This window comes from Sulfurimonas sp. (assembly GCF_023229105.1).
Lineage (GTDB): Bacteria > Campylobacterota > Campylobacteria > Campylobacterales > Sulfurimonadaceae > Sulfurimonas.
The window spans coordinates 21,695-35,411 of sequence record NZ_JALNZY010000003.1 but is presented as its reverse complement, the minus strand read 5'-3'; the positions used below and the strand labels follow the sequence as shown (position 1 = coordinate 35,411).

The following is a 13,717-nucleotide window of genomic DNA, read 5'->3' as shown; positions in this document are numbered from 1 at the left end:
CTTATCCTTTATAATTTGAAATAAGATTTAATTTAGAGATTATCTTTTGGACAAGAGCTTTAAGAGCTGTATCCTCGGTGGAGTTAATGATAGCCTTTAGCTCATCGTCAAAATCATGAATTCTCATATTTTCGCTCATACCGCTTAGTTTTATTGCCGCACTTTTACATGCAGCCGAGTCCTTATTGCTTGCAGAGTTTATCATGGAGTTGCAAAGAACCTTCACTTCATTTAGGTAATCTTCAAACAACTCATTAAAACTCTCTATGTCTAGACCTATCTCATGGGCTATTTTGTTTTTATCGTATGTAAATGCAGCATCAGAAATATTGTGGCTCTTCTCAAATGCCCTTAAGTCCTCATCTATAATTTCATCTTCTATTGAAATATCTTCATAGGTTATAGCGTCTTTGTTTAAATATTCATCATCTGCGAGTTCAGGACTCTCTATAAAATCAGGGACTATAGACTCCTCAACATTTGCGCTAGGAGTCTCTTCTTTTATTGATAAGGTAAACTCATCTTCAAACTCTTCTTCTGCGTCCTTTGATAAATTAGATTCTTTGATTGTTGAATTGTCTGTTTTGGAAAGTTTATTTATGATGCTATAGAGTCTGTCAAGATTTATCTTAATCTCATCATAATCATCTGACGAATTTACTTTACTTAATGCATCTAGGGCATCTTCTATTCTTAGATTTGCCGCAACACCTTTTAGTTTGTGAGACTGTATTTTTAAGCTGTTTAAATCACTCTCTTTTACAAATGTATATAAAGCGCTCTTAAAACTGTTTGCCTGAGCAATAAAATCCTGAATAAACTCCTCAACTAAGTCGATAGGCAAACCAAGCTCCTCTGAAGCTGTTTGCGGATTATAGACATAGTTTACAAAAGGGTTTTCATCTTCACTCTCGGGCAGGCTTTGCTCTTTGTGTGGCGTCTGCTCTATAATTTCTTTGCTTTGCTCAAATAGAAGTTCAGGCATAAAATTGCTGTCATCTTTATCTATTTGAGCATCAAGAGATAAATCTATATCCTGTACTGAAGATTCAGCTTCATCATAATCTAACTCATACGGGTCAAAGGAGATTTGAGGCATCTTGTTTTGTAATAATTTTTCTTTTAAAGCTGATTTTTGAGCACTGTTTTTAGAGATTTGTTGGTTTTGTTCATTTGATAAAGCTTTTATATTGGGAAGATTTATTCTATAAGCTTTTTTTGAAGGATTTTCAACCAGATAGATTGTGTTAATCTCTATCGCAGTAGTGTAGTTCTTGCCTTTTACATTGATTATAACTTTAAAATCAACACCTTCGTCATTGCATGTGATATAATCAATCCAGTGCACATGCTTAAAGTTATGAATATAGCCTGGAGATTTTACAAAAAGATCCGCAAAATCATCCGCTTCATTCTGAAGCTCTGCCATGCTAGAGAGACCAAGAGCCTTTAAATAGCTCTCATCAATCCCTAAAAATTCTTTTTTATGATTATAGATTAACATTTAGACCCTTTTTGGTTTGTTTTATTGCTGAATATTTTTTCGTGGAGAAGGCTTACTTACTGAGATAAAACCCGTCATCTGCTCTTGCTTGTTAAAGATAGGGGCAATTTCTATATCCACCCAGTAGTAACACCCATCTTTACGGAGATTTTTAAGCATACCGTTGTAAACTTGACCGCCGTGGATTGTTTTTTGTATCTTTTCAAAAGTTCCAGCTTGAGCATCAGGATGTCTGATTATATTAATATTGCGGTTGATGAGTTCCTCCGCCGTGTAGCCAGATATCTCACAAAATTTTCTATTTATAAAAGTTATATTACCTTCTAAATCGGTTTGGTAAATAGCAACCTTTCCTTTAAAAATATACTCTTCATCTTTTGGTATGATTTTGTTCATAAAAAACCTTTATTTAACAACTACTATTTAGTTTAGTTGTACTGAATATAGCATTAATAATTTTAAAAAAGACTTATTTGTAAATATTTTTTATTGTATTAGCATCTTTTATGTTCAAAATAGAACTTATCTCATCAATACTAACGGCGCTTAATGCTTCAAATGTGCCAAAATGTTTTAGCAGTTTGAGTATCTTTGCTTGCGATATGCCTTTTAGCTCTAAAAGCTTGCTCTGTTTGTCTAATTTTAGTTTTGTTTTTTTATGAAAGCTTATTGCGCATCTGTGGGCTTCGTCTCTTAATCTTTGTACCCACTGAAGTCTTTTATCGCTCTCTTTTAGTCTAAAAGTATCGCTTTTTGTGTGAACAATATCGCTTGCTTTTCCCTTTGCACGATGCGCTTTCGCGTCTATTTTTTCTTTTGATATGGCAATAACGTCTAAAAAAGTACCGCTTGATTGCAAAATCTCAAGAGCAAGATTTAAAAGTGTCGCTCCGCCGTCTAAAATCCATAAGTCAGGAGGAGAGTTTTTTGAAAAACTGCTTACTCTTCTTGTGAGAGTCTCTCTCATCTGCGCATACTCATCTTTTGCTTCTAAATGATATGTTCTGTAGCTTTTTTTATCAAACTCCCCATTTTCAAATACTGCCATAGCTCCAACTGTTGCAACTCCCGACATGTGGGAGTTGTCAAATATTTCTACTCTTTGGGGAAGTTTTTGCAGAGAAAAAAGCTCTTTGATTTGAGTGAGTATCTCATTTGAGTTTTGTTTATTATCACGCCTTAAAAGCTCTGCGGCATTGATAAGAGCTAAGTCGATAAGCTGCTTTTTATTTCCTTTTTTAGGCACTTTTATCTCTGCTTTTTTTTCAAAAAGAGTTGTGAGATAACTCTCAACAATCTCTCTGTCGCCAAAATCAGATGCTACTAAAATCGGCGCTATAATCGGAGGTTTGCCGCTAGAGTAAAAATCCATAAGAACTCTTTGGTATAGCTCATCTTCATCATATCCCTCATGTATCTGTATATAGTCATGTGAGGAGGAGATTATCTTACCCTCACGCATAAAAATACGCACGACAACGGCTCTATGTTGTGTCTGAGCGAGCACAAAGATGTCGTAGTTTTCATCGCTTGCAAAATCTATCTCACTCTTAATCTCTGAGCGCACGATTCTTTCGCATCTATCTCTAATATCTCCGGCTTCTTCAAATCTTAAATTTTGGGCATAAAAGTACATCTTCTCTTGCAATTTTTTCAGCAGTAATTTTTTGTTTTGAATCAACTCTTTTGCTAAATCTAGCTCTTTTGCATACGCCTCCTTGGAGACATCTAGCTCACATGGACCTAGACATTTGTTTATCTGATGGTAGAGACATAGTTTTTTTGATTTTAAACTTCCCTTCTTTTGAACAAGGCGGCATATCTCATAGATAGAGTCCAAAATATCTCGTGCGCCCACCGAGTAGGGACCATAATATTTGATGCTTGGGGATTTTATAATTTTTCTTGTTATCTCAAATCTAGGGTACTCCTGTGCATTATCTATGTATATATAGGGGTACGTTTTATCGTCTCTAAGTAAAATATTGTATTTTGGTGCGAGCTGTTTTATAAGTGAGTTTTCCAATATAAGCGCATCATGTTCGGAGTTTACTACTAAGTAGTTCATGGAGGCGGTTTGTGAAATCATTTTTGTGATGCGCATAGAGAGATTTGGATTTGGTTTTAAGAGTGGCGCAAAGCTAAAGTAGCTTTTTACCCTTTTTGCTAGACTTTTTGCTTTTCCTATGTAGAGCAGGTGTCCCTCTTTGTCAAAATACTGGTAGATTCCCGCAGAGTCGGGCAGCTGCTTGATTGTCTCTTCAAGCTTCATCGGAGTTCGTTTTTTTTATAATCTCTTGAATAGCACGAGCCAAGGAGTTTAATTTTTCATCATGTAAGTTTATCTCAAACTCTCCGCTAGAGCGCTCTTTGTATGTAAGCGAGTGCGAATCGGTGCAATGTGGTTTAAATATTACTTTTGGTTTATGATCAACATAGACTATAACATCTTCTATCTCTATGTTAAAACACTCAATGAATTTGTCGGATTCTAAAATCATTGGAGATTTTAAAATCATTTTAATGGTATTTATAATATTATCTTTGTCATATTTATTTAGTGTAGAAGATATCGTAAAGTAAAGTTTGTTATTTTTTATAAAACCATATTTTATGTTATTCTGTATGCTAGGCAAGAGAGAAGATTTTAATCTGCTAACGCACTTATTCTCCAACATTTTACGGTATTGAGGTTTATATTGAATAGAATTTATAATTTGACTAGCATTTTTCATATAGCAATTATAACAATGTTTTTGTTAAGTTTGAGTGGATGTGGATATAAAGCAAATCCATATTATTTAGAAGAAGCGCCGCAAAGTGATAAAAATATAAAGTTTATTATCAAAAAAAGCGATAACAATGAGAGCAACAGATGAAATATGACGTAATAATCGTAGGCGCAGGGGTAGCAGGACTTTATGCAGCTATGCACATTCCTCGCACAAAAAAGGTTCTTATAATCAACAAAAGAGAGACCTTTAAGTGCAATAGTTTTTATGCGCAAGGTGGAATTGCTTTAGCTATTGATAAAGAGGATATCCCCTTGCATATACAAGATACTCTTGATGCAGGAGCAGGACTTTGTAGCGAAGACGCCGTGAGGGTTTTGAGTGAAAGTTCAAGAGCTATTATCGATGATCTTATAGCTAGCGGCTTTGAGTTTGATAGAGATAAGGATGGAAATTTGCTCTACACAAAAGAGGCGGCGCACTCTAAAGAGCGCATACTTCATGCCGGCGGGGATGCAACAGGCAGGCATTTGCACTACTTTTTGCTAGAACAAAATCCACATCCTATGTTAGGTGATGCAAGAGTGGTAGATCTGCTTATAAAAGATGGCGAATGTTACGGTGTAACAGTGCTAGATCATAGACAAAGCAGAAATATATACGCCGATAACGTAATCATCGCAAGCGGCGGAGTAGGCTCTCTTTATGAGTACCACACAAACGCTCCCTGCATCAGCGCTGATATGCAAGGACTTTGTGTATTAAAAGGGATAGAGCTTGCCGACATGGAGATGATGCAGTTTCATCCGACCGTATATGTAGGCAACAACTCTGCTCAAAAACTGCTTCTAACAGAAGCTCTAAGAGGCGAAGGAGCTACTATTGAGGATGAAGAGGGTAGAAGATTTCTGTTTGATTATGATGAGAGAGGCGAGCTTGCATCTAGGGATATAGTCAGTAAAGCGATATATGAGCATAGTAAAAAAACAGGCATGCAGACATACCTCTCATTTGAGAATTTCGACCATGTTTACTTTACGCAAAGATTTCCAAATATCTATAAAAATTTGCAGCTTCTAGGTTTTGATGTACCAAAACAAAGAGTTCCTATTTCACCGGCTTTTCACTATGCTATAGGCGGAATTAAGACAGATATTAATGGGGCAGTTCCAAGCGTTAAGTCTCTCTATGCGATAGGCGAGGTGGCATCTACTAAAGTTCACGGCGCAAACAGGCTGGCTTCAAACTCTCTTTTGGAGGGCCTTGTATTTGCAAAACGTGCTGTAGAAGAGATATTAAAAGATAAGCATTTAAAAAAGGATGTTAACTTTGAGGTAAGAGAGGAGGTAATGAGCCTAAAAGAGGACAAAGCCAAAAAGAATCTTCTGCGTAAAATCATGTGGGAGAATGTCTCTATCGTGAAAACAAAGAGCGGTTTAAAGAGTGCATTAAGTCAGATTGATGCTCTTTTAAATGAAAAAATTGGTAAACTTCTCAAATTTCGTTTACTAACTGCAAAAGAGATTGTCGTTGCAGCTTTAGCCAGAGATGAGTCAATCGGGGTACATTTTATCAAAAAGGAAAATAATGATTAAATTGTTAATTATTATGTTAAGTTTTAGTTTTGCTTATGCAAGTTCAGGCGGGAGTGCCGAAGTCATTCCAGACTTGACGTTTACATGGGCTGGAATTGCGGCACTTATTATATTTGTGTTGGGCTACTATTTTGTTGCAATGGAGGAGAAATATCATATAGACAAAGCTAAACCTGCTCTTTTTATAGGTACTTTTATGTTTATATTAATAGCGATTTATTATATGATAAATGAGCTTGATATGAACCTTGTTCATACTCAGGCACAACATCTGATTCTTGAGATTGCTGAGATTTTCTTCTTCTTGTTTGTCGCTATGACATATATTGAGACACTAATTCATATGGGTGTATTTGAGAAGTTAAAATATAATCTTGTCTCAAAAGGGTACAGCTATAGAAAACTTTTCTGGTTGACAGGATTTTTGGCTTTTTTCTTATCTCCTATCGCCGATAACCTAACAACAGCACTGATACTCTCAACCGTACTTATTACTATTGAGCGCAACAAAACATCCTTTTTGGTTCCGGGCGCTATAAATATAGTCGTTGCCGCAAATGCCGGCGGTGCATGGAGTCCGTTTGGGGATATTACAACCCTGATGGCATGGACGGCAGGAAAGGGTGAGTTTAGCGACTTTATGTTCCTTTTTCCAGCTGCAGTCGGTGGCTATTTAATAACCGCATTTTTATTAAGCAGGTTTGTGCCTGAGACTCAGCCGGATTTTGATGTCTCAACAGAAAAAGTTCCAGAATTAATGCAGGGTGCCAAAAGTGTAATTGCTCTTGGCGTCATTACAATAGCTTCTGCAGTTCTCTCCCATCAGCTTCTTCATCTTCCGGCTATGTGGGGTATGATGTTTGGTTTAGCACTTCTTAAATTGTACCAGTACAGACTTAAGAGAAAATACAACTCACGTCTTAATATATTTGAATCTATGAGTAAGATTGAAAACAATACGCTTCTGTTTTTCTTTGGTATTTTAGCCGCTGTCGGAGCTCTTTACTTTGTAGGTTGGTTAGCTCTTGCATCTGTAGTTTACGACCCATCAGTTTTAGGTCCTACCTGGTCAAACATAGGTGTTGGTTTTATTTCGGCAATTGTTGATAATGTTCCAGTAATGTCGGCTGTACTTAAAGCAAACCCTGAAATGGGACTTGATCAGTGGATGCTAGTAACGCTCACGGCAGGGGTCGGCGGCTCACTTATTAGTTTTGGCTCAGCTGCAGGAGTCGGTGTCATGGGCAAGCTCCCGGGCATCTATACTTTTGGTGCACATATGAGATATTCGTGGACTATTCTTATAGGTTATATAGCATCTATTGCTATCTGGTATGTTCAATATGAGATAATAGGTTTCTATCATTAAACATTAATCTTAATTATTGTATCCTTTCACATTGTGAAAAGGGTACTCCCCCTCTCAACGCCTCTTTGGCACTTCAAAACACTTTTTTAAAGGTAATTCAGATGACAAATGTCAGCATAATAGTTTTAGATTTTGGTTCTCAATACACACAACTTATAGCCCGTCGTTTGCGTGAAGATAAAATATATTGTGAAATTCTTCCATACCACGCTAGCGCAGAAGAGATTAAAGCAAAAAACCCAAAAGGGATTATTCTTAGCGGCGGCCCATCTTCTGTATATAGTAAAGATGCGTACGAGGTAGATCAGGGTGTTTACGATATGGGTATTCCGATTCTTGGCATCTGTTATGGGATGCAGAGAATTGCGGTTGATTTTGGCGGCAGTGTGGTTAGAGCTAGTCACCATGAATATGGAAAAGCAGAGTTAAAAATTATAAATGTTGGCGAGAATTGTTCGCCGCTTTTAAAAGATTGTGACGATGATAGAATTGTCTGGATGAGTCATAGCGACAAAGTAGATGTGTTGCCAGAGGGATTTGAGCCTATTGCCGTATCTGCAAATTCGCCTTATGCAGCAGTGGCAAATGAAGAGAAACGCATATATGCAATGCAGTATCATCCAGAGGTTCAACACTCTGAAGAGGGCTACTTGATGCTTCGCAACTTCGCAAAAAATATTTGTGGGGTTAGCGAAAAGTGGAAAATGGAACACTTTTTAAAGGAACAAATTAAGAGTATCCGCGAAAAAGTGGGAAGTGGAAAAGTTCTTTGCGGCTTAAGCGGTGGGGTTGATAGCTCTGTGGTTGCGGCTATGCTTTATGAGGCAATCGGTGATCAGCTAGTTCCCGTCTTTGTCGATAACGGACTTTTGCGTAAAGGTGAAAGAGAGCAGGTCGAGGAAGTATTTAAGATTAACTTAAAAGTCCCTCTTGTTGTTGTAGATGCTAGAGATAACTTCTTAGGCAAACTAGCAGGAGTAAGTGACCCTGAGAAAAAACGCCAAATTATAGGGCACACCTTTATAGAAGAGTTTGAAAAAGAGGCGAAAAAACATGACGGCATTAAATTTTTGGCTCAAGGTACGCTTTACCCTGATGTAATAGAGTCAATAAGTGTAAACGGTCCCTCAGAGGTTATAAAATCGCATCATAATGTAGGTGGACTTCCTGATTGGATGGATTTTCAACTTATAGAGCCTCTTCGTGAGCTTTTTAAAGATGAAGTCCGCAAAATTGGTTTGGAGCTTGGTCTTCCAGAATCTATGATTAACCGTCATCCATTTCCTGGCCCAGGGCTTGCAATTCGCATTATGGGCGATGTAAATGAAGCTGATTTGACTATTCTTAGAGAAGCAGATGTTATTTTGCTAGATGAGCTAAAGGCAAGCGGATACTATGCAAAGACATGGCAGGCTTTTGCAGTTTTACTCAATGTAAAATCAGTTGGCGTTATGGGCGATAATAGAACTTATGACAATACAATCTGCGTGAGAGTTGTGGAGGCAGTTGATGGCATGACTGCAACATTTGCTCATCTTCCGCATGATTTACTAGAGAGAATAAGTAGAAGAATTATAAATGAGGTTGATGGAATAAATCGTGTAGTTTATGATATCTCTTCAAAACCACCGGCAACGATAGAGTGGGAGTAGCGAAGCATCTTATGTCAAAAAAAATATATCTTTTTGCAACATCAAAAAGCAAGCACGCTATAAATGTAAAATCTTTAGATGTCAGATATCTTAAGCCAGATATTGATTTTTCAAAATATGATTATCTGATAATTACGTCAAAGCAGACTTTAAAAGCCCTAAAAGAGTATGATAGAAGTCAGTTTATTGATATTCCAGCTCTTTGTGTCTCTATTAAAACAGCAAATGCTTACAGAGAGTTTGGCGGCAAAATTTTGGATGTCGGCAACGGTTACGGCGATAATCTTGTAAAAAATATAGAAGAGTTTTCTAAAGAGACAAAGTGGCTTTATCTAAGAGCAGAGCTTATAGCTTCAAGTTTTGTGAATAAATGCCGCGAGGATGGGTATAAAATAGATGAGAAGATACTTTATATAAGTGAATGTTCAAAGGAGATATTAGACATAAGAGTTAGCGATGACTCAACTCTTATATTTACCTCCCCATCTTCAATAGAGTGTTTTTTGAAAAACAATACTATTCATCCTGATGCAAAAGTTGTAGTTATAGGTACAACGACGGCAAATCTTCTGCCTAAGGGCATAGAGTACGCTATTAGTCAAAATACATCTATAGATAGCTGTATAGAACTTGCTCTAAAGTTAAACGAGGGCATTAAATAGCCCTCGGCTAAGATACAAATTTAAATTTTTTTTGTATAATGATATAAGTAGTCTGGACAGTTCGAGATATCGTACTAATGAGGGTTCTACATTTTCAAATAGCGAATACGTAGGATTTTTGTGTGCCGGTGTTGTCGTTTGAGGTATGTTAACTCTGCCGAGACAATGTCGCCGTTATAAAATGCTCTCTTCGCCCAAATTCGGCTTTTAGAACCAAGCCAAATGCGAGACGGCTGTTCGGGCTACTTTTACAGAGATATCTGCTTAGTCTATTTTTATAAATTGAGCAGATATTTTTTAACTTATTTATGGAGTGTTGATGAAAATTTTAATTTTGGGCAATGGTGGTAGAGAATTTTCTATCGCTAGAGCGATTTTAAACGAGAAAGAGGCTCATGAACTTTTTTTCATGCCCGGAAATGGCGCAACAAGCTCTTTAGGAACAAACTTAAGTATTAAAGATTATAACGAGTTGGCTGAGTATGCTAAAGCAAATGAAGTTGATTTGACAATTGTCGGACCTGAAGCTCCGCTTGTAGATGGGGTCGTTGATATCTTTAAATCCCTCGGACTTACAATTTTTGGACCAAGCAAGGAAGCGGCAAAACTTGAGGGTTCAAAAGTTTATATGAAGAACTTTTTAGCAAAGTACAATATTCCAACAGCGCGTTATATAGAGACTTCATCAATCGAAGATGCTTTTAAATTTGCAGATACCCTAAATGCTCCAATCGTAGTAAAAGCTGATGGATTATGCGGTGGCAAGGGTGTAATAATTGCGCAAAACCATGATGAGGCAAAAGTTGCAATCTCAGAGATGCTAAGCGGAAAAAGTTTTGGAGATGCAGGACTTAAAGTGATTGTTGAAGAGTTTTTAGACGGGTATGAGCTCTCCATGTTTGCCGTATGTGATGGAGAGGACTATATTTTGCTTCCTGCCGCGCAAGATCATAAAAGACTTAAAGATAATGATGAGGGACCAAATACAGGAGGAATGGGTGCTTATGCCCCGACTCCTTTAGTTGATGAAGCGCTTTATCAAAAGGTAAAAGAGAGAATAATCCGTCCTACGCTAGATGGTATGAAAAAAGAGGGAGCACCTTTTGAGGGTGTTCTTTTTATTGGAATTATGGTTGTAAAAGGGGAGGCAATTACACTAGAGTTCAATGTCCGTTTTGGAGACCCTGAGTGCGAAATCCTTATGCCGCTTATGACCTCAAGCGTGAGTGATATGTTTTATAAAGCTGCGACAAACAGACTCGGCGAAATAAAAGTAGAGTTTTCAAACCAATATGCCGTAGGCGTGGTTATGGCAAGTGAAAACTATCCCTACTCAAGCTCAACGCCTGCAGAGATTATAGTAGATGATGTGCATCATGAAGAAATAGCAAAATATACCCATATCTCCTATGCGGGAGTTAGTATGATTGATGGTGTGTTGTATGCAGATGGTGGGCGAGTTTTGGTTTGTGTCGGTATCGGAGATAGCATAAAACAAGCAAGAGACAGAGCATATATGCGATGCGGGCAGGTTCATTTTGCAGGTAAAAAACTCAGAACAGACATAGCCTATCAAGTGCTCTAAGAAGAAATGAAGTGAACGAAGAGATTAACAACAGACTTTATCAAGAAGGAGTGACATTAGCCTCTATAAAAAAGAGAGGCATGGCATTTTTTATAGATGAGATGCTGCTCTCACTTTTACTGATTATTGCACTTGGAGACTCTTTTTTTAATGCTAAAACAGTTGAGGAGATGATTATCCTTACAAATACATTTGTTTTAGAATATATGGCTATGAAAGTAGTATATCAAGCTTTTTTCGTGATGCAATATGGTGCAACTTTAGGCAAAATTGTTATGAAAATAAGGGTTGTTGAGATTAAAACCATGCAAAAGCCAAATGTTATCGTCTCTCTTAATCGTGCCGTTGTGAGGGTTATAAGCGAGACGCTATTTTATCTAGGATTTGTATGGGGGTTGATGGACCCCATGAGACAAACATGGCATGATAAAAGTGCTAAAACTTTGGTAGTAGATGTTTAAATTACTTCTTTTTTTAGCTCTTTTTGCTACTTATATAATCGCTGATGAGAAGGTTGAAGTTTATGCAACTACTATGGAGACAAAAGATAACATTATAACAGCCGATGGCGAGGTTGTTGTCATTTATAAAGATTATTATTTAACAGCAAAAAAAGCGATATATGATAGAAACAGTGCAGATCTTGAACTTTTTGGAAATATTAGAGCAAATCAAGGTGAGAATATTAAATTTCTTGGGGAGTATGCAAAACTAAATATAGCTCGTAAAGAGAGAGCATTTAAGCCATTTTACATGTTAGAACAAACAGCAGAGGTATGGATTAGCGGAGAGAGTTCTTATGCAAAAGATACTCAAGTAGATGTTATTAGGGGAGCCACAAGCGGATGTGATCCAAACAATCCTATCTGGAAAATGGAGTTTACCTCATCAGACTACAATACGGATACAATGTGGTTAAATCTCTATAATACTCGAATCTACATATACGATATCCCTGTTTTTTATACACCCTATTTTGGGTACTCCCTAGATACAAAAAGAAGAACCGGAGTTTTACCTCCTGCTATAGGGTTCTCGTCAAAAGAGGGGTTTTACTATGAGCAGGCACTCTATATAGCAGAGCAAAACTGGTGGGATTTAGAGATTAAACCTCAAGTACGAACAAATCGCGGTTCAGGAGTATATACTGCATTAAGATTTTCAGACAGTAAAGTTTCAAAAGGCTCTTTTAGCGCAGGCTATTTTAAAGAGAAAGAGGAGTATTTTCTTGAAAATAAGTTGGCAAATAAAAGCCATTACGGCTTTGATTTTCTATACGAAAACAGCGATGTAATAAATGAGTGGTTTGGCACAGATTTTAAGGGTCAATCAGGACTATATGCCGACATAGTAAATATGAATGATGTTGATTATATTAACCTATCAACTAATGACACGACAAAAAACGCAACTGCCACACAGCTTCTCTCAAGGGTAAATCTATTTTACAATACTGATGATAACTATATAGGGGCATATTTTAAGCATTATAAAAATCTAACTTTAAGCAGCAATAAAGAGACACTTCAAAATCTTCCGGCTCTTCATTATCACAGCTATTTAGATACTTTTTTGGATAACCACTTTTTGTACAGTTTGGATATAAAAAGTAACAATTATTATAGAGAGGTTGGAAAGGGTGCTGTTCAAACAGATATAAATATTCCTCTAACTCTTCAAACATCAATTTTTGACGAGATGATAAATCTCTCTTATGAGGCGAGTATTTATGCACAACATACGGGATTTCGCGGCGAAGAAAAAATCCCTTCAACAGATAATTATGAGAGTGGAGTATATGCAAGAAACTACCACAACCTCTCATTGTCATCTCAGTTAACACGTGCTTATGACGAGGTAACGCATGTTGTAGATTTTGGTGCTAAATATCAGGTAGCAGGTTTAGAATATGAAAACGGCTACTATGATGAGCAAAAAGATTATTGTTCAATAAAAGCAAATCAGTCACAACCGATTTGTGAATTTTACAATATAGCGGATATAGAGGAGAATCTACAACTCTATTTCTCGCATTACCTATATGATGAAGCAGGAAGACAGAAGCTCTATCACAGACTTGCACAAAATTTCTCTTATGAAGATGTCGGCGGCGGAGCAGGAGAGCTTGAAAATGAGCTTGATTACCAGATTACCGATAGTGTTAATTTTTACAACAATATGTTTTATAACTATGATGAGAGAGCTTTTTCTAAAAATTTTAATAAAATATCATATAATGCACAGAACTTAAACATCGGATTGTCTCACATGTACAAAGATAGTTTTTTAGCCCCAACCCTTACTTATACTCCTATTACAAGCTACATGACCTCAAGCGTAGAGTACAAGTACGATAAACACTACTCTTACCATTTTAGACTTGACTATGACCTTGAGAGAAGTGAGAAAAAGGGTTTTGAGGTTGGATTTTTATATCAAAAGAGATGCTGGGACTTTGGACTTACTTATGTCGAAAACAACAGACCGATTCTTAACCAAAACGGGCTCTCAGACTCTGTATATGACAGATTTATATATCTGAGTATCAGACTTAAACCGATTATGAAAAATGAAGGCAGGTTGTCCGGTTTTGTTTATAGACTTCCTGAAAAATAGGA

Annotated in this window: 12 protein-coding genes; 8 read left to right on the top strand and 4 right to left on the bottom strand. The window is 37.0% G+C overall.

Annotation, left to right across the window (positions count from 1 at the left end; translation table 11 throughout):
* Position 1: 1 nt before the first annotated feature.
* From M0Q17_RS00990 to M0Q17_RS00975, 4 genes are all read right to left on the bottom strand, one after another.
* Complete coding sequence (locus M0Q17_RS00990) at positions 2-1,504, bottom strand: Hpt domain-containing protein (protein ID WP_295082357.1); 1,503 nt, start codon at positions 1,502-1,504, stop codon at positions 2-4.
* A 21-nt stretch (positions 1,505-1,525) separates the two neighbouring features.
* Positions 1,526-1,900, bottom strand: coding sequence for a PAS domain S-box protein (locus M0Q17_RS00985; protein ID WP_295082355.1), 375 nt, complete (start codon positions 1,898-1,900; stop codon positions 1,526-1,528).
* A 73-nt stretch (positions 1,901-1,973) separates the two neighbouring features.
* Entirely contained in the window at positions 1,974-3,776 is a 1,803-nt protein-coding gene (uvrC, locus tag M0Q17_RS00980; protein ID WP_295082353.1) for an excinuclease ABC subunit UvrC, read from the bottom strand.
* Positions 3,766-4,140 carry a hypothetical protein gene (locus M0Q17_RS00975; RefSeq protein ID WP_295082350.1) on the bottom strand — a complete coding sequence of 125 codons (375 nt, stop codon included), beginning with the start codon at positions 4,138-4,140 and terminating at the stop codon, positions 3,766-3,768. The genes uvrC and M0Q17_RS00975 overlap by 11 nt, the downstream gene beginning before the upstream one ends.
* A 63-nt stretch (positions 4,141-4,203) precedes the next feature.
* Between M0Q17_RS00975 and M0Q17_RS00970 the strand changes: the two genes are divergently transcribed.
* The 8 genes from M0Q17_RS00970 (at position 4,204) to M0Q17_RS00935 (ending at position 13,715) form a co-directional block, all read left to right on the top strand.
* Positions 4,204-4,383 carry a hypothetical protein gene (locus M0Q17_RS00970; protein WP_295082347.1) on the top strand — a complete coding sequence of 60 codons (180 nt, stop codon included), beginning with the start codon at positions 4,204-4,206 and terminating at the stop codon, positions 4,381-4,383.
* A complete protein-coding gene (gene nadB, locus M0Q17_RS00965) occupies positions 4,380-5,831 on the top strand; it encodes an L-aspartate oxidase (protein ID WP_295082345.1) in 1,452 nt (483 codons plus the stop codon). The genes M0Q17_RS00970 and nadB overlap by 4 nt, the downstream gene beginning before the upstream one ends.
* Positions 5,824-7,200: a sodium:proton antiporter NhaD gene (gene nhaD / locus M0Q17_RS00960; RefSeq protein WP_295082342.1), complete on the top strand. Its 1,377-nt coding sequence runs from the start codon at positions 5,824-5,826 to the stop codon at positions 7,198-7,200. Before nadB ends, nhaD begins: the two co-directional genes overlap by 8 nt.
* Positions 7,201-7,301: 101 nt before the next feature.
* On the top strand, positions 7,302-8,852 hold the full coding sequence (gene guaA, locus M0Q17_RS00955; RefSeq protein WP_295082340.1) for a glutamine-hydrolyzing GMP synthase: 1,551 nt from the start codon (positions 7,302-7,304) through the stop codon (positions 8,850-8,852).
* Positions 8,853-8,863: 11 nt separating this feature from the next.
* Positions 8,864-9,514 (top strand): uroporphyrinogen-III synthase, encoded by a 651-nt coding sequence (locus M0Q17_RS00950; RefSeq protein WP_295082338.1) that lies wholly within the window; start codon positions 8,864-8,866, stop codon positions 9,512-9,514.
* Positions 9,515-9,833: 319 nt separating this feature from the next.
* Positions 9,834-11,099, top strand: coding sequence for a phosphoribosylamine--glycine ligase (gene purD / locus M0Q17_RS00945; RefSeq protein ID WP_295082335.1), 1,266 nt, complete (start codon positions 9,834-9,836; stop codon positions 11,097-11,099).
* Positions 11,100-11,110: 11 nt separating this feature from the next.
* Positions 11,111-11,560, top strand: a complete 450-nt coding sequence (locus tag M0Q17_RS00940) for an RDD family protein (RefSeq protein WP_295082333.1) — start codon at positions 11,111-11,113, stop codon at positions 11,558-11,560.
* Positions 11,553-13,715: an LPS-assembly protein LptD gene (locus M0Q17_RS00935; RefSeq protein WP_295082332.1), complete on the top strand. Its 2,163-nt coding sequence runs from the start codon at positions 11,553-11,555 to the stop codon at positions 13,713-13,715. Before M0Q17_RS00940 ends, M0Q17_RS00935 begins: the two co-directional genes overlap by 8 nt.
* Positions 13,716-13,717: the final 2 nt, after the last annotated feature.

Bases quoted from the DNA above. Each gene is read 5' to 3' on its own strand.
- M0Q17_RS00990 (WP_295082357.1), bottom strand. From the start codon at position 1,504: ATGTTAATCTATAATCATAAAAAAGAATTTTTAGGGATTGATGAGAGC.
- M0Q17_RS00985 (WP_295082355.1), bottom strand. From the start codon at position 1,900: ATGAACAAAATCATACCAAAAGATGAAGAGTATATTTTTAAAGGAAAG.
- uvrC (WP_295082353.1), bottom strand. From the start codon at position 3,776: ATGAAGCTTGAAGAGACAATCAAGCAGCTGCCCGACTCTGCGGGAATC.
- nadB (WP_295082345.1), top strand. From the start codon at position 4,380: ATGAAATATGACGTAATAATCGTAGGCGCAGGGGTAGCAGGACTTTAT.
- nhaD (WP_295082342.1), top strand. From the start codon at position 5,824: ATGATTAAATTGTTAATTATTATGTTAAGTTTTAGTTTTGCTTATGCA.
- guaA (WP_295082340.1), top strand. From the start codon at position 7,302: ATGACAAATGTCAGCATAATAGTTTTAGATTTTGGTTCTCAATACACA.
- M0Q17_RS00950 (WP_295082338.1), top strand. From the start codon at position 8,864: ATGTCAAAAAAAATATATCTTTTTGCAACATCAAAAAGCAAGCACGCT.
- purD (WP_295082335.1), top strand. From the start codon at position 9,834: ATGAAAATTTTAATTTTGGGCAATGGTGGTAGAGAATTTTCTATCGCT.
- M0Q17_RS00935 (WP_295082332.1), top strand. From the start codon at position 11,553: ATGTTTAAATTACTTCTTTTTTTAGCTCTTTTTGCTACTTATATAATC.